General features: G+C 67.6%; 23 protein-coding genes, 1 other RNA gene and 1 riboswitch. Of the genes, 16 read left to right on the plus strand and 8 right to left on the minus strand.

Features of this window, described 5'->3' with window-relative positions; genetic code table 11:
- Window positions 1-60: 60 nt before the first annotated feature.
- The 4 genes from F3K02_RS27150 to F3K02_RS27165 all read left to right on the plus strand — a co-directional run bounded on the left by F3K02_RS27150 (window position 61) and on the right by F3K02_RS27165 (window position 4,492).
- The gene (locus F3K02_RS27150; protein WP_177139813.1) at window positions 61-1,290 is read left to right on the plus strand and encodes an MFS transporter; all 1,230 of its coding nucleotides are present in this window, start codon (window positions 61-63) and stop codon (window positions 1,288-1,290) included.
- A 26-nt stretch (window positions 1,291-1,316) separates the two neighbouring features.
- Window positions 1,317-3,014, plus strand: a complete 1,698-nt coding sequence (locus F3K02_RS27155) for a thiamine pyrophosphate-binding protein (protein WP_177139814.1) — start codon at window positions 1,317-1,319, stop codon at window positions 3,012-3,014.
- Between the two features lie 125 nt (window positions 3,015-3,139).
- Complete coding sequence (locus F3K02_RS27160) at window positions 3,140-3,835, plus strand: helix-turn-helix transcriptional regulator (protein WP_177139815.1); 696 nt, start codon at window positions 3,140-3,142, stop codon at window positions 3,833-3,835.
- A gap of 6 nt (window positions 3,836-3,841) precedes the next feature.
- Window positions 3,842-4,492 carry a Crp/Fnr family transcriptional regulator gene (locus F3K02_RS27165; RefSeq protein ID WP_177139816.1) on the plus strand — a complete coding sequence of 217 codons (651 nt, stop codon included), beginning with the start codon at window positions 3,842-3,844 and terminating at the stop codon, window positions 4,490-4,492.
- A gap of 28 nt (window positions 4,493-4,520) precedes the next feature.
- Here F3K02_RS27165 and F3K02_RS27170 read toward each other — a convergent pair whose 3' ends face one another.
- The 4 genes from F3K02_RS27170 to F3K02_RS27185 all read right to left on the minus strand — a co-directional run bounded on the left by F3K02_RS27170 (window position 4,521) and on the right by F3K02_RS27185 (window position 10,044).
- Window positions 4,521-6,455 carry a S8/S53 family peptidase gene (locus F3K02_RS27170; RefSeq protein WP_177139817.1) on the minus strand — a complete coding sequence of 645 codons (1,935 nt, stop codon included), beginning with the start codon at window positions 6,453-6,455 and terminating at the stop codon, window positions 4,521-4,523.
- Window positions 6,456-6,486: 31 nt separating this feature from the next.
- Window positions 6,487-7,488: a phosphatase PAP2 family protein gene (locus F3K02_RS27175; RefSeq protein ID WP_177139818.1), complete on the minus strand. Its 1,002-nt coding sequence runs from the start codon at window positions 7,486-7,488 to the stop codon at window positions 6,487-6,489.
- A gap of 102 nt (window positions 7,489-7,590) precedes the next feature.
- Window positions 7,591-9,315, minus strand: coding sequence for an adenylate/guanylate cyclase domain-containing protein (locus F3K02_RS27180; protein ID WP_218179596.1), 1,725 nt, complete (start codon window positions 9,313-9,315; stop codon window positions 7,591-7,593).
- A gap of 276 nt (window positions 9,316-9,591) precedes the next feature.
- Window positions 9,592-10,044, minus strand: coding sequence for an SWIB/MDM2 domain-containing protein (locus F3K02_RS27185; RefSeq protein WP_177139822.1), 453 nt, complete (start codon window positions 10,042-10,044; stop codon window positions 9,592-9,594).
- A gap of 282 nt (window positions 10,045-10,326) precedes the next feature.
- Here F3K02_RS27185 and rraA point away from each other — a divergent pair, with 282 nt between their 5' ends.
- Complete coding sequence (gene rraA, locus F3K02_RS27190; RefSeq protein WP_177139824.1) at window positions 10,327-10,833, plus strand: ribonuclease E activity regulator RraA; 507 nt, start codon at window positions 10,327-10,329, stop codon at window positions 10,831-10,833.
- 103 nt (window positions 10,834-10,936) lie between these two features.
- Here the strand turns inward: rraA and F3K02_RS27195 are convergent, their stop codons facing one another.
- From F3K02_RS27195 to F3K02_RS27210, 4 genes are all read right to left on the minus strand, one after another.
- Entirely contained in the window at window positions 10,937-11,752 is an 816-nt protein-coding gene (locus tag F3K02_RS27195) for a sulfite exporter TauE/SafE family protein (protein WP_177139826.1), read from the minus strand.
- A 141-nt stretch (window positions 11,753-11,893) separates the two neighbouring features.
- A non-coding RNA gene (gene ssrS, locus F3K02_RS27200) (6S RNA) lies at window positions 11,894-12,072 on the minus strand.
- A gap of 73 nt (window positions 12,073-12,145) precedes the next feature.
- Window positions 12,146-12,529 (minus strand): cell division protein ZapA, encoded by a 384-nt coding sequence (locus F3K02_RS27205; RefSeq protein WP_177139828.1) that lies wholly within the window; start codon window positions 12,527-12,529, stop codon window positions 12,146-12,148.
- On the minus strand, window positions 12,526-12,765 hold the full coding sequence (locus tag F3K02_RS27210) for a DUF904 domain-containing protein (protein WP_177139830.1): 240 nt from the start codon (window positions 12,763-12,765) through the stop codon (window positions 12,526-12,528). Before F3K02_RS27210 ends, F3K02_RS27205 begins: the two co-directional genes overlap by 4 nt.
- Before the next feature lie 50 nt (window positions 12,766-12,815).
- Window positions 12,816-13,061, plus strand: a riboswitch (cobalamin riboswitch).
- A gap of 81 nt (window positions 13,062-13,142) precedes the next feature.
- On the opposite strand from F3K02_RS27210, the gene F3K02_RS27215 reads away from it, so the two are divergent.
- The 11 genes from F3K02_RS27215 to F3K02_RS27265 all read left to right on the plus strand — a co-directional run.
- Window positions 13,143-14,987: a TonB-dependent receptor domain-containing protein gene (locus tag F3K02_RS27215; protein ID WP_177139832.1), complete on the plus strand. Its 1,845-nt coding sequence runs from the start codon at window positions 13,143-13,145 to the stop codon at window positions 14,985-14,987.
- Window positions 14,988-14,995: 8 nt separating this feature from the next.
- The gene (locus tag F3K02_RS27220) at window positions 14,996-16,351 is read left to right on the plus strand and encodes a cobyrinic acid a,c-diamide synthase CobB (protein ID WP_177139835.1); all 1,356 of its coding nucleotides are present in this window, start codon (window positions 14,996-14,998) and stop codon (window positions 16,349-16,351) included.
- A complete protein-coding gene (locus tag F3K02_RS27225) occupies window positions 16,348-17,169 on the plus strand; it encodes an ABC transporter substrate-binding protein (RefSeq protein ID WP_343067183.1) in 822 nt (273 codons plus the stop codon). The genes F3K02_RS27220 and F3K02_RS27225 overlap by 4 nt, the downstream gene beginning before the upstream one ends.
- Window positions 17,162-17,737: a bifunctional adenosylcobinamide kinase/adenosylcobinamide-phosphate guanylyltransferase gene (gene cobU / locus F3K02_RS27230; RefSeq protein ID WP_177139837.1), complete on the plus strand. Its 576-nt coding sequence runs from the start codon at window positions 17,162-17,164 to the stop codon at window positions 17,735-17,737. Before F3K02_RS27225 ends, cobU begins: the two co-directional genes overlap by 8 nt.
- Window positions 17,734-18,636, plus strand: coding sequence for an ABC transporter substrate-binding protein (locus F3K02_RS27235; protein WP_177139839.1), 903 nt, complete (start codon window positions 17,734-17,736; stop codon window positions 18,634-18,636). The genes cobU and F3K02_RS27235 overlap by 4 nt, the downstream gene beginning before the upstream one ends.
- A complete protein-coding gene (locus tag F3K02_RS27240; RefSeq protein ID WP_177139841.1) occupies window positions 18,633-19,712 on the plus strand; it encodes an iron chelate uptake ABC transporter family permease subunit in 1,080 nt (359 codons plus the stop codon). The genes F3K02_RS27235 and F3K02_RS27240 overlap by 4 nt, the downstream gene beginning before the upstream one ends.
- An 8-nt stretch (window positions 19,713-19,720) precedes the next feature.
- A complete protein-coding gene (locus tag F3K02_RS27245; RefSeq protein ID WP_177139843.1) occupies window positions 19,721-20,518 on the plus strand; it encodes an ABC transporter ATP-binding protein in 798 nt (265 codons plus the stop codon).
- On the plus strand, window positions 20,508-21,077 hold the full coding sequence (gene cobO / locus F3K02_RS27250) for a cob(I)yrinic acid a,c-diamide adenosyltransferase (RefSeq protein WP_177139845.1): 570 nt from the start codon (window positions 20,508-20,510) through the stop codon (window positions 21,075-21,077). Before F3K02_RS27245 ends, cobO begins: the two co-directional genes overlap by 11 nt.
- A gap of 23 nt (window positions 21,078-21,100) precedes the next feature.
- Window positions 21,101-22,135 carry a biotin synthase BioB gene (gene bioB, locus F3K02_RS27255; RefSeq protein WP_425485649.1) on the plus strand — a complete coding sequence of 345 codons (1,035 nt, stop codon included), beginning with the start codon at window positions 21,101-21,103 and terminating at the stop codon, window positions 22,133-22,135.
- Window positions 22,136-22,159: 24 nt separating this feature from the next.
- Window positions 22,160-22,576: an aspartate 1-decarboxylase gene (panD, locus tag F3K02_RS27260; RefSeq protein ID WP_177139849.1), complete on the plus strand. Its 417-nt coding sequence runs from the start codon at window positions 22,160-22,162 to the stop codon at window positions 22,574-22,576.
- Between the two features lie 71 nt (window positions 22,577-22,647).
- The coding region (locus tag F3K02_RS27265; RefSeq protein ID WP_177139928.1) for an aminotransferase class III-fold pyridoxal phosphate-dependent enzyme at window positions 22,648-23,147 on the plus strand (500 nt) is incomplete at its 3' end.

Consider the following 23,147-nt stretch of genomic DNA (forward strand, 5'->3'; position numbering starts at 1 on the left):
CGACAGGAATTGTCTTTTTATCGCAAAACAGCCCTGCTTGCCCACCCTACCATTGGCCGCATGAACACCGCCACCCTCGGCGCCACAGCGCCGGCCAACCCCATTCCCCTCAAGCAGGATGCTTCCGTCATCGGGCTGGTCGGCCTGGCGCACGGCACATCGCACTTCTCCCACCTGCTGCTCGCCCCCCTGTTCCCGGTGTTCATGCGCGACTTCGGCCTGAGCTATTCCGACGTCGGACTGCTCATGAGCATCTTTTTCATCATCTCGGGTTCGGGCCAGGCCATGGCCGGCTTCGTGGTGGACCGCATAGGTGCGCGGCCGGTGCTGTTCGCCGCCATCACCTGCTTCCTGATGGCGTCGCTGGCCGCTTCCATGGTCACGGGCTACATGGGCCTGGTGCTGGTGGCCGCTCTGGCCGGACTGGGCAACGCGCCGTTCCATCCGGCGGACTTCACCATCCTGAACCAGCGCGTGTCGGCGCCGCGCCTGGGCCACGCCTTCAGCGCCCACGGTCTCACCGGCAACCTGGGCTGGGCGCTGGCGCCCGCGTTCCTGGTCGGCATCACCGCGCTGGCCGACTGGCGCACCGCATACCACGCCGCCGCGATGCTCTACGTGGCCGTTCTGGCCCTGCTGTTCTGGCAGCGCGACAAGCTGCGCACCGAGGTGCACGTGCGCCTCGCCGACGCACCGAAGGGTTCTGAGCTGGACTATCTGAAACTGCCGGTGGTGTGGTGGTGTTTTGCCTTTTTTCTCTTGTCCACGATGACGCTCGCGGTGGTGCAGAGTTTTGCGCCATCGATCCTGAAGAGCCTGTACGGCGTGAGCGTCGAAGCGGCAACGCTGACCATCAGCGCCTACATGCTGTGCGGCGCCGGTGGCATGCTGGTCGGTGGCTTCGTCGCGGCCTATGGGCAGAGCCACCGGTTCTCCAGCGACCGCGTGGTGGCGGTCTCGATGTCCAGTGGTGCGGCCTTGCTGCTGCTGTGCGCCACGGGCTGGCTGGGCGCCACCGGCACCATGGTGGCGCTGGCCGCCACCGGCTTCGCCGTCGGCGTGGGTGGCCCGAGCCGCGACATGATGATCAAGAAAGCCACGCCCAAAGGCGCAACCGGCCGGGTCTATGGCACCGTGTATTCGGGTCTGGACGTGGGTTTTGCGATCTCGCCGCTGGTGTTTGGCGCCCTGATGGACCGCGGCTGGTACGCGCTCACGCTGGCCGGCGCCGCGGTGGTGCTGTTCATATCGGTCTATGCGGCTGTGGGTGTCGGCCGCAGGACAGTTTGAATTTCGACCCGCGGCACAATGCCGGCATGACACAAAAACTCGCCGGCCACCTGCTCGTCGAATGCCTGATCGCCCAGGGTGTGACCCACGCCTTTGGCGTGCCGGGCGAAAGTTACCTCGCCGTGCTCGACGGCTTTCATGCCCACGCCGACCGCATCCGTTTCGTGATGAACCGGCAGGAGGGCGGCGCCGCCTTCATGGCCGAAGCCCAGGGCAAGCTCACCGGGCGACCGGGCATCTGCTTCGTGACCCGCGGACCGGGCGCGACCAACGCCTCCATCGGCCTGCACACCGCCTTCCAGGACTCCACGCCCATGGTGCTGTTCATCGGCGATGTGGCCAGCGACGCGCGCGACCGCGAAGCCTTTCAGGAGGTGGACTACCTGAGCTTCTTTGGGCCGAGCACCAAGGGCATGGCCAAGCGCGTGGAGCGCATCGACGATGCGCGCCGCATCCCCGAATACGTGGCCCGCGCCTTCGCCACCGCCATGAACGGCCGGCCCGGTCCGGTGGTACTCGTGCTGCCCGAAGACATGCTTACGCAAACCGTGGACGTCGAACCGCTGCCGCGCGTGGAGCCGGTGCAGGCCTGGAGCGACCCGGGCGCGCTGCGCACCCTGCGCGAACTGCTGCTGCAGGCCGAGCGCCCGCTGGTGATCGCTGGCGGTGGTGGCTGGACGCCGCAGTCGGCAGCGGCCTTGCAGCGCTTTGCTGAAAACTGGCAACTGCCGGTGGCCAACGCCTTCCGCTTCCAGGACTGTTTCGACAACCACCACCCCAACTACGCGGGCGACATCGGTCTGGGCATCAACCCGGCACTGGCCGCGCGCGTGCGCGAGAGCGACCTGCTGATCGCCATCGGCCCACGACTGGGCGAATCGACCACCGGCGGCTACACGCTGATCGAAGCACCGGTGCCGAAACAGAAGCTGGTGCACATCCACGCCAGCGCCGAAGAGCTGAACCGCGTCTACCAGGCCACGTTGGCGATCAACGCCACCATGAACGCGGCAGCGCGCAGCCTGGAGGTTTTGACCGCGCCACCCGGTGTCGCCTGGGGCCAGTGGACTCAGGCCTGCCACGCCGATTACGAGGCCAACGTGGACGTGGGCAACGGGGGCATCGTGCTGCCCGGCACGATCGACATGCCCGCCCTCATCCACACGCTGCAGGAGCACCTGCCGGCCGATGCCGTGCTCACCAACGGCGCGGGCAACTTTGCGTCGTGGTTGCACCGCTTCTACCGCTACCACGGGCTGGTCAAAGGCCACAAGACCCAGCTCGCACCCACCAACGGCGCCATGGGCTACGGCGTACCGGCGGGGATCGGGGCGGCCATCCTCACCGGGCGCACCGCCTTCACCATCGCGGGCGACGGCGACTTCCTCATGAATGGCCAGGAGCTGGCCACGGCCGTGCAGCACGGCGCCAAAAGCATCGTGCTGCTGCTCAACAACGGCACCTTCGGCACCATCCGCATGCACCAGGAGCGCGAGTACCCGGCGCGCGTGAGCGGTTCTGATTTGAACAACCCGGACTTCTGTGCTCTCGCCCGGGCCTACGGCTACGCGGCCGAGCAGATCACCCACACCGCCGAGTTCGAGCCCGCGCTGCTGCGTGCCCTGGCGGCGCCCGGCGGCACGGTGATCGAAGTGATGCTCAGTGAAGAAGTCATCACCACGCGGGGCACCTTGTCGGCCATCCGCGACAAGGCGCGGGCATAAGACCTGTCGCAGGCCGATTTCTCGGCGAAATGTAAATAGATCACAAAACGCCGGGCAACCACGCGCTATCTGTCCGGCCGCCTTTTTTCTAAAGTTCCTCCATCAACACGACGGAGGAACGTCACATGTGGCAAGCCAATGAAACCATCTCCACCCGCAGCCATTTTTCGGCAGCGGGCTTCGGCGCTCAGGGTGGCCTTGAGCAGGCGCTCCTGCTGCGCGTGCTGGACGAAGTCGATTACGGTGTGCTGGTGATCGACGGCCAGGGCCGTTTGCGCCATGCCAACCACCTCGCGCGCCACGAAATGATCAGCGCCCGGCTGATCATGAACCACGGCAACACGTTGCTGGGCGTCACCACCGACTTCACCGTGCAGATCCAGCAGGCGCTGGAGCAGGCCCTGCGTGGTCAGCGCCGGCTGGTTTCGCTTCGCAGTGCATCGCGGGAGCTGTCCCTGGCCTTCATCCCGCTGAGCCACCCCCTGGAGACCGACGAGCCGTCGGTGCTGGTCCTGTTGTCGCGACAAAGCGCCTGCGAGAACCTGGCGGTCCGCATGTTTGCACGGTCGCAAAACCTCAGTCCAAGTGAAGAGTCGGTGCTGATGGGCCTGTGCCGCGGCTTGTCGATCCCCGACATCGCGGCCGAACACGGCGTGGTCCAGTCCACGGTGCGCAGCCAGATCAAGGCCTTGCGCGAAAAGACCGGCTGCCCCAGCATCCGTTTGATGATGCAGCGCGTCAACAGCCTGCCGCCGGTGGTGCCCGCCTTGCGCATCGTTTCGCCGATGCCTCACAATGCCATGGAGTTCGCCCAACCATGAGCACCCATGCCCCTTGCCGCCGCGTTATCGCCCCAACCCGGTTCCACATCACACATTGAGGCTCTGGCCGCCCTCGGGGTGCCTCGTCTCTACCGCCGGGGGACGCTGCTGATCCAGGAAGGGGAAACCGGCGACACGCTCTACGTCGTTCTCAAGGGCCGGCTTCGGGCCTTTCTGGCCGACAACAGCGGCAAGGAGCTCACCCTCGGCACGTACGGGCCGTGGGAATACGTGGGCGAAATGTCGCTCGACGGCGGTCCCCGGTCGGCCAATGTCGAAGCCATCGAGGCCAGCACCTGCGCCGTGGTGACCCGAGCCACGCTGCTGGGCTACATCGCCGATCACCCCGAATTTGCCCTCGAGCTCCTGGGCCGTCTGATCCGGCGCGCCCGCCTGGCCACGGAAAGCGCTCGCAGCGTGGCACTCATCGATGTGTACGGTCGTCTGGTCAGCCTGCTGAACCGGATGGCCAGCCCCCCCAACGAACGGGGCGAGCGGCCATTGCGCGAGCGACTGACCCACCAGGCCATGGCGCAGCACCTGGCCTGTTCGCGCGAGATGGTCAGCCGCCTGCTGAAAGACCTGGAGTGTGGCGGCTACATCGCCGTCCGCGAGCGCTGTATCTGGCTGCTCAAGCCCTTGCCCGCGCGCTGGTAGCGCGAGACCCGTTCCGCGCGGGCGTTTTTCAGGCTACGTTGAGTCGCTGGCGGGCGAGCTGTGGCGACGAGCTGCTGGTGCCGGCCAAGCGGATCACGCTGCCGCTGCGACTGCCCGCGCCCAGCACACCCCACAGGGTCGGGTTGTCATCGCTGGGTTGCAGCGTGTCGGGCACTTTCTTCACGCCCGGCCGCTCAGGGCGGCCCGCGTCCGGGTCGGGTTTGCGCGGGGAATACAGGGCGAAGTGCCCGCTGGGCGATGCCGCGCGCCGGGTACCTCCCACGCTCACCGTGTTCTGGCCGGTGGACAGGCTGTTGAAGGTGCCGCTGCGCCGGATCGGCGTCGAGTTGCCTGGATGGTCGACGAAAGACCCGAGGTTGCCACTGGTGTCGTAGTCCGCGTCTTCAAAGTAGGACTGTCGGGCGCCGGTGTTCTGGCCAATGGCCACATCGTCGCGCTCAATGTAGGCGTCGAAGAGGGTGGTGCTGGCGCCTGTGTTGGTGAGGGTGACTTTCCACGGGCCAAAGGGCGCGGTGGTGTCGGCGGCGTGGCGGCTGAAGGTCGGTGCGAGCGCGAGCAGGGCGCAGGTGCCCTGGGTGCCGAGCGCGGTCGAGGCGGGGAAGATCAGCCCGCACAGGGGGGCGCCGTGCGCGTCGGTCCACAGGCCCGCCTGCCCCATGGGCATCGCGGGCAAAGGCTGCGGGTGTCCTGGCGGCGTCACGGAAATCGTCACGTCCTGCGCGCCATCGGGCAACCACAGCTCCAGAAAGCTCTGGGTGCGGTCGTCCGGTTGCACGCGCCAGTGCAGGTTCACGGCCTGGTTCGGCGGCAGCGTGGCGTTGGCGTGGGTGCGGCTCTGGTAGGCGTTTCCTGCGGGCACGGTGACCTGCAGCCGCCCGCCATACAGCGCGATCAGCTGGTCCATGGCCGCCTCGAGGATGGAGCTGCCATCGTGCGGCCCCGCCAGGGTGCCCCAGCTGATGTTCACCACCACCTGCGCGCCCGGCGCACAGCGCGCCAGGATGTACATCAAACCGTCGAGCACGCTCACGTTCATGGCGCCGCCCGAGGTGTCGAGCACGTTCGACCAGTCGAGCTGCACGGCCACCAGGTCGGCACGGCTGGCGTCGTCGTGGACCGGATGCAGTGGACTGCCCGGCCCGCAGGCCAGACTCAACACGTGGGTACCGTGGTTGACGGGTTTGCTCAGGTCCCAGAGCTGCAGGTGCTGGTAGAGCGCGTCTTCGTCCACCTGGCCCTGCCGGGTGTAGGCCGTCATGGCCGCGTCGATGGCTGCGCCCGACAGTTCGTGGCCGTAGCCCATGTCGTGCGGCGTGGGGCCGGCGCGTGCCGGGTCCAGCGGTTCGCGGTGGCGTGGCTGGTTACCGGGCCAGTTGCCGTTCTCGTAGGCGTCCTGCCGCCAGAAATGCCGGATGCGTGTGTGACCGTGCCGGTCCAGAAAGGCGCTGTTGGCCAGCGCCAGACCGCCGTCGATCAGGCCCAGCACCTTGCCACCGAGCAGGCCATGGGCCGGGGTGGGCTGGCTGGTGGGCGTGCAAGGGTCGATCAGCGCGTGCGTGTGCGGCGCGACCGGCAGGCCGAGTTCGAAGCGCTGGATGAGGCTGCGCAAATGGGCATCGCTGCGAAGCTTGTCGAAAAAGCGCGGCCTCACGCGGGCGCTGCAAAAACGCAGGCCGGGTACGTTCAGGTACACACGGGGAATCTGCAGCCACGCGGTGCGGGATGCGGCCACCAGCGCTGGCACTTCGGCCTGCGCCGAGAGCTCGATCACGATGGGTAACCACTTTGGCGGCTTCTTGCCGGGGCCCCGCCGGTAGCCGGCGAAGTGGTCGGCCTCGGCCCAGGCGAGGTAGGGGTCCTGACCATTGATGGCGCCGGGGGCGCTCCAGTCGATGCCGGTGAACTCACCGGTGGGCAAGGGCTGCCAGGTCGGTGCGCTCATTCCGGCACCCCTACGCTGCGCAACGCGGCGCTCATTGCCACTCCTTGATCGCTTCCTCCCAGAGCCAGGTAAGCAGGGGGGCATTGCCCACGCCCGTGCTGGTCGCCGAGCGTGTGTAGGCTGCCTGCCTATGGGGGCCATCCATCTTCTGGTGCAGGCTGAAGTCCAGCGCCTCGCCGTTCGCGCCTTGGAACAGGCGGCCATCAAAGCCGCGCTCGTGCACCCGCGTGCCGGTGGCGCGGGCCACCAGGAACTCGGCCAGCGCCGTGCCGAGCAGACGACCGGCCGCGCTGTCCACCGGGAAGTGCACACCGGCCACCGTGCGGTTCACGGCGATGCGTGCGGCCAGGCGCTGCAACTGTTCGTGGCTGGCGGTGCCGTTGGGGGTGGCGACGCCTTCTGCAGAGGCGGCGTTGAGCAGCGCCTCCTGCAGGACGGCGAAGGCAAAGGCTTCGGTGGCATGGCCGCTGGGCCAGCTGCCATGGCCGGGTGTCTGGATCATGGGCTGGATCTGCGGCGAAAACGCTTCCGGCCGCAGGCTGGCGAAGACGTGCTTGAAGCGCATCTCCACATGCAAGCAGAGCGCAAAGACCAGATCCAGCAGCTGCAGGGTTTTTTTGTGGCGGTGTGCCGTCAGGCCGACCATGGACGAAAAGAACGTCAGCGGCGGCGTCAGCTGCGCCACGACCTCGGCTGCGCGGTCGGCGCGCAGATCGGCGTAGGCCGCAACCAGATCCAGCTGTTTCTTGAACTGGGCCTTGGTGGGTGCGCGCAGGCGCACGAGTGGTTCGCGCTGGATGTTGCGAGCCTGCAGGTTGGCGAATTCCAGCAGCGCTTCCTTGGGGCCGTTGCGGGTGCGGAACAGCAGGCCCTCGACCAACTCGGTGAAGCAGGCCGTGACGCGCGGTCCATCGGCCCAGAGTTTGAGGTTGGCGGGTTCGTCGAACCCGGGTTCGGTGGCGTGCAAGGACGCACCGATGAATGGGCCGACGATGGATGCTCGGCTCAGGATGAGGGCGTCGGAAGAGACCATGGCGGCACCAAGTCCGCCACTTAGACCGCCACTCAGTCCTCCACTTAGACCGCCACTTAGACCGCCACTCAGTCCTCCACTCATGGTCACTCCTTGAAAAAATTACTCGGGCATTCCTAGCGCTGCCAAGACCTTCGCTCCTCTGCGCCTCAAGCGACTTTGGCTCCCAGAAGACAGGTATCTTGAAACGGTCAGGTCGGGTTGAAGGGAGCGCAAAATCGCAAAGGTCTGAATAGCATCATCCATGGCACCAGACTCGTACTGCGCAATCAGCAAGGTTCTGATGGTGGGCAGGTGGTATCGATTTTTTAGCAGCGACGAACGGGAGAGTTCAATGGCGCGCTCCCACATCTCCATGGCTGCGCAGCTGGTCGCCAACATCATCTCGAAATAATATTTCTGCGGATCCAGCGGGGAAAGGTGCAGAGCATTTTCGGCTTCGATCATCGAATCCGTGGGGGTGCCCCACATGGTTGACCACACGCTGTTGTACAGCCAGGCCATGGGATCGTTGGGGTTGCTCTGGGTGGCTTCCTGCAGCAGGCGGTGCGAGGCCTCCACGTCCTTGCCCAGGTGGCACAGCGCGTGGCCCTTGATGGCCATGGCCAGCGAGCTGGAGGGCTCCAGATCAAGCGCGCGGTCGGCCATGTCGATCGCCCGCTGGAATTCCCTGGCCGGATCGGCCGCGAGGCCTTGCACCACCTGCATGATGTGCCACTTGGCCATCCAGGCCCGCGGTGCCGCCACGCGTTTGTGCCGTTCAGCCACCGCTTCGAGCAGCTGCTGGCTGCGCTGCAGGTCACGGACTGTCGAGCGGTGCATGAGCGTGATACCGCCCAGCATGAGCGAATTGCTATCCAGCTTGGGCAGGGGCAGCACCAGGCTGCGCTGGATTTCGGCATGGAGCAGTGCGTGGGCACAGGCGGTGCTGAGCGTGTTGAGCAGTTCGCTTTGTTCCTGCACCAGGTCCAGGGTGTCGCCACCGAGGCGCTCGGCCCACACGACTTCATGCCGGCGCGTGTCGGACAGTTCGGCCATGATGACCACTCTGTCACCCAGGGTGGCGTAGCTGCCGCTGAGCACGAAGGCGGCGTCGAGCTGGGCGTCGATTTCGCCGGGGCTGGCGCTGCGGTTGCGAAAGGCCGTGGTGGACAGGCGTGAGATCACGCGCAGGTCCTGGCTGCGTGAAAGCTGTGCGATCACGCCGTCGGCAATGAGTTCGCCGATGACGAAGTGTTCCGGCGAAGGGTTGCGGGCCTCGAACGGGATGACGGCGATGGAGGGCCGGAAGTCGACAGGCTCAGCCTCGTGGGCCGCGGGACGCCAGACCGCCTGGCCGTCTCGCACCGGGTGAACCAGCCAGGTGCGCACCGGCTCGGGCCAGTGCTTGAGATAACTGTCACCCATGTCCTCGACTTCACCGTCCACCCCGTCCACGATGGCATCGCGCACGGCCGCTGTGACCACCGTGTCCCCCGGATCGGCCAGGCTGGTCACGCGCGCAGCCAGGTTCACACCGTGGCCATACACGTCTTCGGAATCGACATACAGGTGGCTGGCGTTGATGCCCGCCCGCAGGTGCAGTTGCTCGGCCGGTGGCAGGGTCTGGTTGAGGGGGGCAAAGAAGCGGTGGAGTTCGTGGGCCGCCTTCACGGCGTCGACGGGCTGGTCGAACTCGGCCAGGATGCCGTCACCCAGGCTCTTGACCAGTCGACCGCGCCGCTGGGGCAGCACCTGCGTTCGTGCATGGCTGAGAAAGCCGCGCCAGTGATTCACCACCGCCGACTCGTTCGCCGCCATCAGACGCACCGATTCCACCAAGTCCATCACAAGGACCACCCTGTTGTATTGCAGCGGCAACGGCGAAGTCAGGTCCTCATGACCTGAACCGCTGACCGGCATGTTGGGCTGTGGGGGTGGAACTGTCATACCTCATTTGGGGTAGGTTTTTTTCAGTTTCTCACATTTGGGGGATGCTCTGCAGGGGTATCCGATTGCCGTTGCCCTTCGGCGGCGCCGGTCGCGCCCAGACGAAAAAAAGCCGGCTTGCGCCGGCTCTTTGGATCGAAGGCTCTGCGCGAAGCGCGGAGCCCCGTGGCCTGATCACTTCAGGTGTTCGTTGATCATCTTGGTCATTTCGAACATCGAAGCCTGGGCCTTCTTGAAGATCTCCTTCAGCTTGGCGTCGGCATTGATCATGCGACGGTTCACTTCGTCCTGCAGCTTGTTCTTCTTGATGTAAGCCCAGACCTGCTTGGTCACTTCGGTGCGTGGCAGCGGGGTGGAGCCGACGATGGCGGCCAGTGCGGCGCTGGGCGTCATGGCCTTCATGAACGCGGCGTTGGGCGTGCGCTTTTTCGCCGGAGCGGCCTTCTTGGCAGGGGCGGCTTTTTTGGCCGGAGCGGCCTTCTTTGCCGGAGCAGCAGCCTTCTTGGCCGGAGCGGCTTTCTTCGCGGGTGCAGCGACCTTCTTCGCAGGAGCGGCCTTCTTTGCCGGAGCAGCGGCCTTCTTGGCCGGGGCGGCTTTTTTAGCCGGCGCTTTTTTTGCAGTTGCCATGGTTGGATATCCTTCTAGAAGTTGACTATTCACCAGCGGAAAACGCGCTTTCTCACTGGTGTCTCGGATGCTAATGGACTTGCATCACCATTCCAAGCGGCGTGATCAGGTTTTTTGCAGGTTTTCAGAGGAAGTGAGGCCCATATTGGCGTTGAAAACAACACTTCAGCCCACGCCCTGTGCAAGCTGTTCGTCAGAGCGTGTGGTCATGCTCCAATGCGCTCGATTTCCAGGCCCGTCTTCCCTTCATTTTTCAACCCGCTTTTCAATCCGATTTTCACCATGTCCAACACCCCCATGATGGCCACCTGCGATTTGTGTGACGCCCACAAGAACGATGACTCCGGCGCCTTTCGTGTGCTGCCGCCCGTGTTCCGTGAATTCGGTGCGGTGCGCCGCTTCGCGGGTCCGGTGGTCACCGTCAAATGCTTCGAAGACAACACCCCGGTGAAGCAGGCGGTCGAAAGCGCGGGCGAGGGCCGGGTGCTGGTGGTGGATGGCGGCAGCTCGTTGCGCCGCGCGCTGCTGGGCGGCAACCTCGGGGCTGCGGCGGCCCGCAATGGCTGGGCTGGCGTGGTGATCGATGGCTGCGTTCGTGACGTGGCCGAGCTGGCCGTCTGCAACGTGGGCATCCGCGCGCTGGCCTGCATACCGTTGCCCACCGAGCGCCGCACCGAGGGGCTGCGCGATCTGGCGGTGCAGATCCAGGGGGTGTGGGTACGTCCGGGCGACTGGCTCTACGCCGACGAGGACGGCATCGTGGTGTCGAACGTTCAGCTCACGGCCTGAGCTGGAATGCCACTGGTCGCAACGCAGGGCCGCCCCAAGCAAGACCGCACCCTTTGGGGGGCAGCGACCCGCGCAGCGGTGGAGCGTGGGGGCTCACAGCCCTTCAGGCTGCCAGACCTTTGTAGAGCATGTACGCGGCCAGCACATACAGGATGCTGGCGAAGACGCGCTTGAGCGATTTCACCGGCAGCGCGTGCGCGGCTTTCACGCCCAGCGGCGCCATGAGCACGCTGGCGATGGCGATGACCAGCAGCGCGGGCAGGAACACATAGCCCAGCGAACCGGTGGGCAAGCCGGCCACGCCCTGGCCCGAGACGATGTAGCCCAGGGCATTGGCCAGCGCAATCGGGAACCCGAGCGCGGCGCTGGTGGCCACGGCGTTGTGGATGGCGACGTTGCACCAGGTCATGAAAGGCACGCTCACGAAGCCCCCCCCCGCACCCACCAGACCGGAGAGGAAGCCGATGGTCGTGCCCGCGCCGATCTGGCCCGCGGTGCCGGGCAGGGTGCGTGTGGGTTTGGGTTTCTTGTCCATCAGCATCTGCGTCGCGGAGAAGCTGACGAAGGCGGCAAACACCAGCGCGAGCCACGAACCCTTGAGCATCGCGAACACGCCCAGGCTGGCCAGCGCGGCACCCAGCACGATGCCCGGCGCCAGGCGCTTGACGATGTCCCAGCGCACGGCACCGCGCTGGTGGTGCGCACGCACGCTGGAGATGGAGGTGAAGATGATGGTGGCCATGGAGGTGGCGATGGCCATCTTGATCGACAGATCGGGGGCGACGCCACGACCCGAAAGGATCACGGTGATGAAGGGCACCATGATCATGCCGCCACCGATGCCGAGCAGGCCAGCCAGGAAGCCGGTGCACAGGCCAAGGGCAACCAGTTCGGCAATGAGCAGAGGTTCAAGGATCATGGGGAGCGAGAAGAAGTGCGACCGGAGCGGGTGGTCTGGTCGAGGGTGGCCGTGGAACCGGCTCAGCCGGGCCACAGGCCACGTCCCCCTTCCCGCAGGAGAGGGGGGACGACGCGAAGCGGCGCAGGGGGAGGTTCGAATAAGGTGTCTGCCGTGCCGCCGGACCGTCATCCTGAACCGGGGTTCAGGTGGGCCAGGGCAGCGTGACTTCGGGTTCATCTGACGCGAGATGCTCACACCCATCAGGCAATGTACCTAGTCCGTGCTCAATGAGCATTGGTTCAAGGAAATATAAAGCCCGGCGCGCACTGCAGACGGTTTGGATTGTAGGCTCGCTGCGCTGTGTTTTCAGGACCGCCGGTCCATAAAAACTTGCGCGCCGCCGAATGGTCGTCAGAGCAGTTGGCCGTCGCTGCCCAGGGTCTGGTCGAGGCGGCGAATGAGTTCGTCCATGCGCGCCTGCGCGGCCGGATCGTTGTCCGCGCTGCCCAGTGTCTGTGAGGGCTCGGTCAGCGCGCCGGATTCAGTGTGGCCGAACACGGGCTGTTCAAAATGTTGTGACTCTTTTTGCGACAGCTCGAAGGCGAGGTTCAGCGAGGCGAGCACGGCGATGCGGTCGCGGGCCTTCATCTTGCCGGCATCGCGGATGCGGCACATGGCGGTGTCGACCCGCTCCACGGCATCGAGCAGGGCCGACTCGCCACCCACAGGGCAGGCCAGCAGGTAGCTCTGACCCATGATCTGGACTTCAATCTGTTTGCTGGCCGGCTTGTTCATTCGCGATCCTTGTGCGGGGTCGTCAGGCCTTCAGTGGCCGAGGCGGGCAGCCGGTCGAGCAGGGCGTCGATGCGGGCGCGCGCGGCGTTCAGGCGCGACTTGAGCGAGTCCCGTTCGGCCTGCAGGGCCTGCACCTGCTCGTGCAGCAGGGCGTTGGTGCGCTGCAGTTCCTCGTGTCGCAGCAGCAGCCGCTCTACGCGTTCGGTGATCTGGTCAAGGTGCTTGGGATCGGCCATGGTTACGACATGTTGCTGCCACATTGTAGGGTTGCGGCACGGGCCACGCGATTACAATGCGCGCTGTTGGTGCTCGCGGTGTGGTTCACATGCCGCAGTTCAACGGGAAGCAGGAGGGAAAGTCCACACGGACCGACCTAACCTGCGCTGCCCCCGCAACGGTAAGCAGACGAGATGCCTGATGTCTTCAGGCCACTCCGCTTTCATCTCACAACCACTGGACGGCTCGCGCTGTCTGGGAAGGTGATGAAGGTCGCTCTGCCAGCCCGGATACCGGCCAACGAGGTGGTGGTGCGTCCAGAAGTTGGCGCGCTGCCGTGACGCTCAGGCACCGTCGGGGAAGACGGTGAGAGCACATCATCGTTCGTTCTGCTTTCATGAAAAACCGCAACCTGCGCGCGCCCCTGGCCGTGCTGCCCCTGGCCATCCTGGCCCTGTCTTCCCACGCCCAGACTTCTGCAACCTCCACCGCCACGGAACTGCCTGAAACCGTGGTCACCGCCACGCGGTCTGCCATTCCTGTGGCCGATGTGGTGGCCGACGTTTCCATCATCGACCGCGAGCAGATCGAGCGCAGCGGCGCCAACGGTCTGGCCGATGTGCTGTCGCGCGTGCCGGGCATCACCGTGACCCGCAACGGCGGCCCCGCTTCGACCACGAGCGTGTACCTGCGCGGCGCCGAGACGCGTTTCACCGCCGTGTTCGTGGACGGGGTCCGCGTGGACTCGCAGTCCACCGGCGGCGCCAGCTGGAACGCGATTCCCTTGGCGCAGGTCGAGCGCATCGAGGTGCTGCGCGGCCCGGCGGCAGCGATCTACGGATCGGACGCCCTGGCCGGTGTGGTCCAGATCTTCACCCGCCAGGGTGAGGCGGGTTTCTTTCCCTCGGTGCACGTGGGCGTGGGCACGCACAACACGCGCGACATGAGCGTGTCGCTGCGGGGCGGGCAGGACGCGGTGAGCTACGCGCTGGGCCTCTCGGGTGAGCGCAGCGACGGGTTCAATGCCAAGCTCTCGGGCAACCCGGACCGCGACGGCTACCGCAGCCACTCGGTCTCTGGGCGGCTGGGCTGGAAGCTCGCACCCGGCCACGAGCTGGAAGCGACGCTGCTCGACAGCGAGCAGAAGGCGGGCTACGACGGCTTTCTTCCCAGTCAGGACGACCAGGGCCAGCAAGACCTCCGCACCCTGGGACTCAGCTGGTCGGCGGCCTGGAGCGACACCTGGAAAACCCGGGTGGGGGTGACACGCGGTACCGACCGCTACGAAACCACGCCGTCGCCTTACCTCACCAACACGCGCATCGACACCTACCTCTTGCGCAACGAGTGGCGCATGGGAACGGCCACCCTGAGCGCCGATCTGGAGCGCCGCGAAGACCGCCTCACGAACGGCAGCACCACCCCCGAACAGAACGACCGCGACCAGAACGCGCTCGCACTGGGCTACACACTGCGCCACGGTGCACACACGCTGCAGCTCAACGCACGCCACGACGAGGACAGCGAGTTCGGTGGCCAGTCCACCGGGGGCGCGGCCTACGCGTTTGCGTTCACGCCCGCCTGGCGCGCCACGCTGTCGGCCGGCACCGCGTTCCGTGTGCCCACGCTGTTCCAGCGCTTCAGCCTCTACGGCACGCCCGATCTGAAGGCCGAAACCGCCCGCAACTTCGAAACCGGTCTGCGCTACCAGTCGGGTCATGACCGGGCCGGGTTCACGCTGTACCGCAACGAGGTGAAGAACCTGATCGACTACGTGAGCGGGCCTGGCACCTGCGCCAACGGCGTGGGCGAATTCGCGGGTTGTTACGGCAACACGGGCAGGGCGCGCTACACCGGCGTCACGCTCAGCGGCGGCACCCGGGTGGGCACGGTCAACCTCGGCGCTTCGCTTGACCTGATGCGTCCCAAAGACCAGGAGACCGGTCTGCGCCTCGCCCGGCGCGCCCAGACCCAGGCCACGCTGACCGCCGACACCCAGCTCGCCAGCTGGACACTGGGGGGCGAGGTGCAGCATGTCGGCTCGCGGTTCAACGACGCGGCCAACACGCAGCGCCTGCCGGCCTACAGCCTGCTGAACCTGACGGCCAGCACCGCGCTCACGCCCGACTGGAAGCTGCAGGTCCGTGTCGACAACCTGAGCGACAAGGCCTACGAGTCGGTGCTGGGCTACGCCACCGCCGGGCGCACCTTGTACGTCGGCCTCAACTGGTCACCGCGCTGAGTGCCGCCATGGACCACGCCGTTGCTGTCTGCCCCGCGCTGCTGATCGCGGCCCCGGCCTCGGGCCAGGGCAAGACCACCGTGACGGCGGCGCTGGCGCGGCTGCACACGCGGCAGGGCCGCCGGGTGCGGGTGTTCAAGTGCGGTCCGGATTTTCTGGACCCGCACTGGCACACGCTCGCCAGCGGCCACCCGGTGCACAACCTCGACCTCTGGCTCAATGGCGAGGCCGACATCCGTGCGCGCCTGTTTGAGGCCGCATCGTCGTGCGACCTGATCCTGATCGAAGGGGTCATGGGCCTCTTCGACGGTGAGCCCAGCGCGGCCGACCTCGCACGGCGTTTCGGGCTGCCCGTGCTGGCGGTGATCGACGCCTCGGCGATGGCGGGCACCTTCGGCGCGCTGGCGCACGGGCTGCGCCACTACCAGGAAGGCCTGCCCTGGGCGGGCGTGCTGGCCAACCGGGTCGCCAGCGAGGGCCACGCGCAGATGCTGCAGCGCTCGTTGCGACCGGCGATGTCTGAAAGTGAAGCGGTGGGCATCGACGCCGGCTGGCTCGGGGCCTTGTTGCGCGACGCGGGCTTCACGCTGCCCGAGCGGCACCTTGGCTTGACGGTGGCGTCCGAGCTGCCCGACGCCATGGAGCGGCTCGACGCCGTGGCCGACGCGCTGGCGCAGACGCCGCTGGGTCAGCTCGACCACGCGGGCTGGCAGCGTTGGGCGGTGCGGTTTGACGCGGTGTCGCCCGTGCTGCCCGCTCGCCGGCTGGTGGGGCGCACGGTGGCGGTGGCGCGCGATGCGGCCTTCTGCTTCATCTACCCGGCCAACCTGGACAGCCTGTGCGCGCTCGGTGCCGAGCTGGTGTTTTTCTCGCCGCTGGCCGATGAGCCGGTGCCCGCGTGCGACGCCGTGTGGCTGCCGGGCGGCTACCCGGAGCTGCACGCGGCCACGCTGGCGAAGGGTGTGCACTGCCGGGCCTCGCTGGCCGATCACGTCGCGGCGGGCCGGCCGGTCTGGGCCGAGTGCGGCGGCATGATGCCGCTGTTTGACACCCTGACCACCACCGACGGCGACGAGCACGCGATGTGGGGCCTGCTGCCCGGCCGAGTGGTCATGCAAAAGCGCCTGGCCGCGCTCGGGCCGCAGCGCTGGGACACGCCGCAGGGCGAGCTGCGCGGGCACACGTTCCACTACTCGACCACCGAGTCGCCACTGATGCCGCGCTCATCGACCGCATCGCAGCGCGCGGGCGGGCGCGGCGAGACCATCTACGCGCAAGGCCCGGTGCGCGCCAGTTATTTCCACGCCTGGTTTGCCTCCAACCCCGAGGCCGCAGCCTCGCTGTTCCTTGAGGAGGTTTTGTGAGCACACCGCACCTGGGGCCTCAGCGCATCGTCTGCCTGACCGAGGAGACCACCGAGTGGCTCTACCTGCTGGGGCAGGAGCACCGCATCGTCGGCATCAGCGGCTACACGGTGCGCCCGCGCCGGGCTCGCGACGAGAAGCCCAAGGTCAGCGCCTTCCTTAACGCCAAGATCGACAAGATCCTTGCGCTGCAGCCGGACTGCGTGTTCGGTTTCTCGGACCTGCAGGCCGACATCGCGGCCTCGCTGATCCGAGCCGGCGTGCAGGTGACGGTGTTCAACCAGCGCAGCGTGGAGGAGGTTTTTTCCATGCTGTACCAGGTGGCTGCGATGGTGGGCTGCGCTGAAGAGGGCCTGGCGCGCATCGACGTCATGCGCCTGCGGTTGGTGGCCATCCGTGCCGAGGTGAGCGCGCTGGTGGCGGCGGGCAAGCGCCGCCCGCGGGTGTTCTTTGAAGAGTGGGACGAGCCGCACATCAGCGGCATCCGCTGGGTGTCGGAGCTGCTGGGCATCGCGGGCGGTGACGATGTGTTTCCCGAGCTGGCCGTGCAGTCGCTGGGCAAGAACCGCATCATCGCCGACGGCGCAGAGATCGTGGCGCGCTCACCCGACATCGTGATCGGCTCCTGGTGCGGCAAGAAGTTCCGTCCCGAGAAGGTGGCGGCGCGGCCGGGCTGGCAGGACGTGCCTGCGGTGAAGAACGGCCAGCTGTTCGAGATCAAGTCGGCCGACATCCTGCAACCCGGCCCGGCGGCGCTGACCGACGGGGTGGAGCAGATGCACCGCATCGTCGCAACGTGGATGAATCAGCATGGCTGACCCGACCCGCAGCGAATTCATCCTCGGCGGCCAGCGCAGTGGCAAGTCGCGCCGCGCCGAGGTGCTGGCGCGACAATGGCTGGAGCGTTCGCCCGATCACCGCGCCGTGCTGATCGCCACCGGCCAGGCCTGGGACGGCGAGATGCGCGAACGCATCGCGCGCCACCGGCGCGACCGCGCCGAGCGGGTGCCGGGCATGGTCACGGTGGAGGAGCCGCTGGCGCTGGCCGAGGCGCTGCGCCGTGCCAGCGATGCGCAGACCCTGGTGGTGGTCGATTGCCTGACGCTGTGGCTGACCAACCTGATGATGCCGGCCGATGCCGCGCGAGCCCTCGACGAGGCGGCCGTGGAGGCGGCGGGCCACGCGCTGTGCGAGGCCATCGCCGCAGCGCCCGGCCCGTTGGTGCTGGTGGGCAACGAGATCGGCCTGGGCGTGATCCCCCTGGGGCGCGAGGTGCGCCAGTTTGTGGACGCGCTGGGCCGCTTGAACCAGAGCGTGGCGGCCGCGTGCGAGCGCGTCACCCTGATGGCGGCGGGCCTGCCGCTGACCTTGAAAGACAAGCCATGAAACCGATGCGTGACATCCTGGCCGCTGTGGCACTGGTGGGGCTGGCGCTGCTGTCTTTGCCAGCCCGCGCCGCGCTGCAGATCACCGACGACCGCGGCGATGTGGTGAACTTCGAGCGTTCGCCGCAACGCATCGTGAGCCTGCTGCCCTCGCTGGCCGAGACGGTGTGCGAACTCGGCCAGTGCCAGCGCCTGGTGGGCGTGGACCGTTACACCAACTGGCCCGCGAGCGTGAAGCCGCTGCCCAAGGTGGGCGGCGGGCTGGACCCGAACATCGAACAGATCGTGGCGCTGCGGCCCGATGTGGTGCTGATGGCGACGTCGTCGCGCGCGGGCGACCGGCTGCGTGCGCTGGGCCTCAAGGTGGTGGCGCTGGAGCCCAAGACGCACGCCGACGTGCAGCGCGTGATGCTCAAGATCGGCCAGTTGCTGGAGGTGCCCGACGCGCAGAAAATCTGGCGCGCCATAGATGCAGCCGTGATGGCCGCCGCGCAGTCGCTGCCCGCCAGCGTGCGCGGCACGCGCGTGTATTTCGAGGTCAACCCCGGGCCGTACGCCGCGGGCGAAAGCTCCTTCATCGGCGAGACGCTCACGCGCCTGGGCACGAAGAACATCGTGCCCGCGTCGCTTGGGCCGTTTCCCAAACTCAACCCCGAGTACATCGTGCGCGCCGCCCCCGACCTGATCATGGTCGGCCAGCGCAGCGTGGACGGCATGCTGCAGCGCCCGGGCTGGATGAGCATGCGCGCCATGCGCGCGCAGCACCTGTGTGTGTTCCCGGCCGACGAGTCCGACACCTTGGTGCGGCCCGGCCCGCGCATGGCCGAGGGGGCCCGGCTGATGGTGCGCTGCCTGGCCGATAAGGCGCCCGGCGCGAAAAAAGCGGGAGTACGCCCGTGAACGCACGCCGCGCGTCGTGGCTGGTGGTGGGCCTGCTGCTCACCGCGCTGGCCTTGGCCGCGCTCGGCGTCTGCGTGGGCAGCGCCGGTTTTGAGAACCTGATCGGCCCGCTGCTGAACCCGGATGCCGATCCGGCCGCCACCGCGATGGCGCAGCAGATCGTGTGGGAGATCCGCCTGCCGCGCACGCTGGGCGCCTGGGGAGCGGGCGCGCTGCTGGGCCTGGCCGGCGCGGTGGCGCAGGGCCTGTTCCGCAACCCGCTGGCCGACCCGTTTCTGCTCGGCAGCGCCTCCGGCGCATCGCTCGGTGTGGCGCTGGCGCTGGCCGCGATGGGCGGCGGCGCGGGCATGCTGGGCGCCGGCATGATGAACAGCGGCGTGGCCGTGAGTGTGTTCTCCAGCAGCGTCTGGGTGCGCCTGGGCCTGACCGGTGCAGCCTTCGGCGGCGCGGTGCTGGCGGTGCTGCTCACGCTGCTGCTCTCGCGCGGCGTGCAGCACACGCTGCGCCTGCTGCTGGCCGGTGTGGTGGTGGGCGTGGTGCTGGGTGCGATGACGCACCTCGTGTTGCTGTTCTCGCCCGAATCGCTGCAGGCCATGCAGGCCTTCATGCTGGGCTCGACCAGCTTCGTGGGCTGGACCGCCTGCGTGCTGATGGTGGCCGTGTGGGCGCTGTGTGCGCTGGCGGCCTGGCTGCTGGCGCGTGTGCTCGACGGCCTGAGCCTGGGCGACGCGACCGCGCGCAGCCTGGGCCTGCCGCTGGGTCCCATGCGCGCGGCGCTGGTGGCGGTGCTCGCGCTGGCCACCGGCACCGCCGTGGCGCAGACCGGGCTGATCGCCTTCGTCGGCCTCGCCGCGCCACACCTGGTGCGCTCCATGGTCAAGACCACCAGCGCCCGCCTGATGCTGCTGGCCAGCTGCATGGGCGGCGCGTTGCTGATGGCGGCCGACACGCTGGCGCGCTGGCTGATCGCGCCGCAGGAGCTGCCGGTGGGCGTGCTCACCGCCGTGCTGGGTGGCGGCTACCTGCTGTGGTTGATGCAACGCAACACGCGCGTGTCGCGGGGGGCGGGGCTGTGAACGCAACCATGAACGCCATTGCCATCGAAGCGCGCGGTCTCAGCGCGCGGTTGGGCGACACCGAGATCCTGCACAACATCACCCTGGCGCTGCCGCGTGCGCGCTGGACCTGCATCGTCGGGCCCAACGGCGCGGGCAAGTCCACGCTGCTCAAGGCACTCGCCGGGCTGCTGCCGCACAGCGGTGGGGTCGCCTTGCTGGGCCGGCCGCTGGCCGACTGGCCCAGCCGCCAGCGGGCGCAGCAGCTCGCCTGGCTGGGACAAAACGAATCGAGTGGCGACGACCTCACCGTGTGGGACGTCGCCATGCTCGGGCGCCTGCCGCACCAGGCCTGGCTCAGCCCGCCCAGCGCCGCCGACCACGCCGCCGTGGAGCGCGCGCTGCGGGCCACCCAGGCCTGGGGCTGGCGCGCCCGCTCGCTCGGTCAGCTCTCGGGCGGCGAGCGCCAGCGCGTGCTGCTGGCCCGCGCGCTGGCCGTCGAGGCCCAGGTCCTGTTGATGGACGAGCCCCTGGCCAACCTCGACCCGCCGCACCAGGCCGACTGGCTCGATCTGGTGCAGGCCCTCGTGCGCGAAGGCAAGACCGTGGTCAGCGTGCTGCACGAGATCGCCATGGCCCTGCACGCCGACGAATTGGTGGTGATGGCGCAAGGCCGCATCACCCACCAGGGCCTGTGTGCCGAGCCCACCACCCACCGCGCGCTGGAAGCGGTGTTCGACCACCGCATCGAAGTCCACGCACTGCAAGGGCAGTGGGTGGCGCTGCCGCGCATCACCTCTTTACCGAAGACACACCATGCAGATTGAAACCCCACCGAGCGAGAAGCCCTACGACAAAGCCGAGGGCGAGCGCCGTGGCCTCGTGATCGTCAACACCGGCGATGGCAAAGGCAAGAGTACGGCCGCCTTCGGGCTGGCCTTGCGCGCGCACGGCCGCGGCAAGGCCGTGAAGATCTACCAGTTCATGAAGGTGCCAACGGCGCGCTTCGGCGAACACCGCATGTTCGAACAGATCGGCATCCCGATCGAAGGCTTGGGCGACGGCTTCAGCTGGAAGAGTCAGGACCTGGAACGCTCCGCCCAACTGGCGCGCGACGGCTGGGAGAAGGCCCGCGCTACCATCCTCGCCGGTGATCACTTTCTCGTCGTGCTCGACGAGATCACCTACCCGCTGATCTACGGCTGGTTGCCGCTGGACGGTGTGTTGCAGACCTTGCGCGAGCGGCCTTCGCATGTGCATGTCTGTCTGACCGGTCGTCGCTGCCCGCCCGAGATCATCGAGCTGGCCGACACCGTGACCGAAATGACCAAGATCAAGCACGCGTTCAACGCCGGTATCCCGGCGCAGCGCGGCATTGAAGACTGAACCTCTGGAGACACCCGATGAACATGATCGTTGAAGCCCCTGTGACCCTGCACCGCCCCGTCAAGTCTGCACCGGCGACGGCACAGCGCTGGAGCGTCGCCGCCGTGCAGGCCCTGCTGGACCTGCCTTTGCCCGAGCTGATGCACCGCGCCCAGACCGTGCACCGCGAGCACCACGACCCCACCGAGATGGAGCTGGCCACGCTGTTGTCGATCAAGACCGGCGGCTGCCCGGAGGACTGCGGCTACTGTCCGCAGTCGGTGCACCACGAGACCGGCGTGGAAGCCACCAAGATGATGACGCCCGAGGCCGTGCGCGAAGCCGTGCTCGGCGCCAAGGCGGCCGGCGCCTCGCGCTTCTGCATGGGCGCCGCCTGGCGCGCGCCCAACGACCGCGACCTGGAAAAGGTCGAAGAGCTGGTGCGCGTGATCAAGGACGAGGGCCTGGAGGCCTGCTGCACCCTGGGCATGCTCACGGGTGACCAGGCGCAGCGCCTCAAGGGCGCGGGCCTGGACTACTACAACCACAACCTGGACACCGCGCCCGAGCTGTACGGCGACATCATCACCACCCGCGACTACCAGGACCGGCTGGACACGCTGGGCCATGTGCGCGAGGCCGGCATCCATGTCTGCAGCGGCGGCATCGTGGGCATGGGCGAATCACGCGCCGGGCGCGCCGGCCTGATCGCGCAGCTCGCCAACCTGGCGCCGTACCCCGAATCGGTGCCGATCAACCACCTGGTCAAGGTGCCCGGCACACCACTGGCCGACGAGCCCGATCTGGACCCGCTGGAGTTCGTGCGCACGGTGGCGGTGGCCCGCATCACCATGCCCACGGCCAAGGTGCGCCTGTCGGCCGGGCGCCGGCAGATGGGCGAATCGACCCAGGTGCTGTGCTTCCTGGCCGGCGCCAATTCCATCTTCTACGGCGACAAGCTGCTGGTGACCGGCAACCCCGACGTCGAGGCCGACCGTGATCTGCTCCGGCGCGTGGGCCTGACCACCCGCACGCGTTCGGTCGGTGACGAAAACCCCCTGCACCCCATTGAAGGCTGAAGCCCCATTCCGAGGAGACAACCCATGTTCCGCACCCTGCTGAAATCCAAGATCCACCGCGCCACCGTCACCCACTGCGAGCTGCACTACGAAGGCTCCTGCGGCATCGACGAAGACCTGCTGGAGGCGAGCAACATCCGCCCCAACGAACAGGTGCACATCTGGAACATCAACAACGGCGAACGTTTCATCACCTACGCCATCAAGTCGCCGCGCGGCAGCGGCATCATTTCGCTCAACGGCTCGGCCGCCCGGCGCGCCAGCGTGGGCGACCTGGTGATCATCGCGGCCTTCGGCATGGTGCACGAAGACAAGCTCGACGAAGCCGTGCCCAAGCTGGTGTTCCCCGATGCCGCCAACCGCATCGTCGAGACCCGCAGCGAGCCCGCCGGTCCGCAGGCCGGCGACCCGGTCATCCTGCCCCTGGGCGCCGAGCTTTGACGCTGCCCGTGTCGCCCAACGCCGCCTGGCGCCAGCGCAGCCTGGCCGCGGTGTGGCACCCCTGCACGCAGATGAAGCTGCACGCGCCCGAGGGCGCGGCGTTGCCGCTGATCCCGGTGGCACGGGCCGAAGGCGTGTGGTTGCACGACCACGAAGGCCGGCGCTACCTTGACGCGATCAGCTCCTGGTGGGTCAACCTGTTCGGTCACAACCACCCCGAGATCCGCGCCGCGCTTGTGGACCAGTTGCACACGCTCGACCACGTGATGCTGGCCGGCTTCACCCACGGGCCGGTGGTCGAACTCTCCGAGCGCCTGGCCGCGCTCACCGGCCTGGGCCACGCGTTCTACGGCAGCGACGGCGCCAGCGCCACCGAGATCGCGCTGAAGATGAGCGCGCACCACTGGCGCAACGCGGGCCAGGCCGACAAGTGCCGGTTTGTCGGCGTGGCCGGCGGCTACCACGGCGAGACCGTGGGCGCGCTGGCCGTGACCGACATTGCGCTGTTCCGCGAAGCCTATGCGCCGCTGGTGCGCCTGGCCGCCACCGTGCCCAGCCCCGACGCACGCGG

Origin of the sequence: Hydrogenophaga aromaticivorans (genome assembly GCF_013387465.1) — a bacterium.
Lineage (GTDB): Bacteria > Pseudomonadota > Gammaproteobacteria > Burkholderiales > Burkholderiaceae_C > Hydrogenophaga > Hydrogenophaga aromaticivorans.

What these genes read in the sequence shown, in the direction of transcription:
- bioB (WP_425485649.1), top strand. Translation starts at nt 21,101, where the DNA reads ATGATCGTTGAAGCCCCTGTGACCCTGCACCGCCCCGTCAAGTCTGCA.
- F3K02_RS27150 (WP_177139813.1), top strand. Translation starts at nt 61, where the DNA reads ATGAACACCGCCACCCTCGGCGCCACAGCGCCGGCCAACCCCATTCCC.
- F3K02_RS27165 (WP_177139816.1), top strand. Translation starts at nt 3,842, where the DNA reads ATGCCCCTTGCCGCCGCGTTATCGCCCCAACCCGGTTCCACATCACAC.
- panD (WP_177139849.1), top strand. Translation starts at nt 22,160, where the DNA reads ATGTTCCGCACCCTGCTGAAATCCAAGATCCACCGCGCCACCGTCACC.
- F3K02_RS27160 (WP_177139815.1), top strand. Translation starts at nt 3,140, where the DNA reads ATGTGGCAAGCCAATGAAACCATCTCCACCCGCAGCCATTTTTCGGCA.
- F3K02_RS27175 (WP_177139818.1), bottom strand. Translation starts at nt 7,488, where the DNA reads ATGGTCTCTTCCGACGCCCTCATCCTGAGCCGAGCATCCATCGTCGGC.
- F3K02_RS27155 (WP_177139814.1), top strand. Translation starts at nt 1,317, where the DNA reads ATGACACAAAAACTCGCCGGCCACCTGCTCGTCGAATGCCTGATCGCC.
- cobU (WP_177139837.1), top strand. Translation starts at nt 17,162, where the DNA reads ATGGCTGACCCGACCCGCAGCGAATTCATCCTCGGCGGCCAGCGCAGT.
- rraA (WP_177139824.1), top strand. Translation starts at nt 10,327, where the DNA reads ATGTCCAACACCCCCATGATGGCCACCTGCGATTTGTGTGACGCCCAC.
- F3K02_RS27245 (WP_177139843.1), top strand. Translation starts at nt 19,721, where the DNA reads ATGAACGCCATTGCCATCGAAGCGCGCGGTCTCAGCGCGCGGTTGGGC.
- F3K02_RS27185 (WP_177139822.1), bottom strand. Translation starts at nt 10,044, where the DNA reads ATGGCAACTGCAAAAAAAGCGCCGGCTAAAAAAGCCGCCCCGGCCAAG.
- F3K02_RS27170 (WP_177139817.1), bottom strand. Translation starts at nt 6,455, where the DNA reads ATGAGCGCACCGACCTGGCAGCCCTTGCCCACCGGTGAGTTCACCGGC.
- F3K02_RS27195 (WP_177139826.1), bottom strand. Translation starts at nt 11,752, where the DNA reads ATGATCCTTGAACCTCTGCTCATTGCCGAACTGGTTGCCCTTGGCCTG.
- F3K02_RS27180 (WP_218179596.1), bottom strand. Translation starts at nt 9,315, where the DNA reads ATGGACTTGGTGGAATCGGTGCGTCTGATGGCGGCGAACGAGTCGGCG.
- F3K02_RS27205 (WP_177139828.1), bottom strand. Translation starts at nt 12,529, where the DNA reads ATGAACAAGCCGGCCAGCAAACAGATTGAAGTCCAGATCATGGGTCAG.
- F3K02_RS27215 (WP_177139832.1), top strand. Translation starts at nt 13,143, where the DNA reads ATGAAAAACCGCAACCTGCGCGCGCCCCTGGCCGTGCTGCCCCTGGCC.
- F3K02_RS27210 (WP_177139830.1), bottom strand. Translation starts at nt 12,765, where the DNA reads ATGGCCGATCCCAAGCACCTTGACCAGATCACCGAACGCGTAGAGCGG.
- F3K02_RS27235 (WP_177139839.1), top strand. Translation starts at nt 17,734, where the DNA reads ATGAAACCGATGCGTGACATCCTGGCCGCTGTGGCACTGGTGGGGCTG.
- cobO (WP_177139845.1), top strand. Translation starts at nt 20,508, where the DNA reads ATGCAGATTGAAACCCCACCGAGCGAGAAGCCCTACGACAAAGCCGAG.
- F3K02_RS27220 (WP_177139835.1), top strand. Translation starts at nt 14,996, where the DNA reads ATGGACCACGCCGTTGCTGTCTGCCCCGCGCTGCTGATCGCGGCCCCG.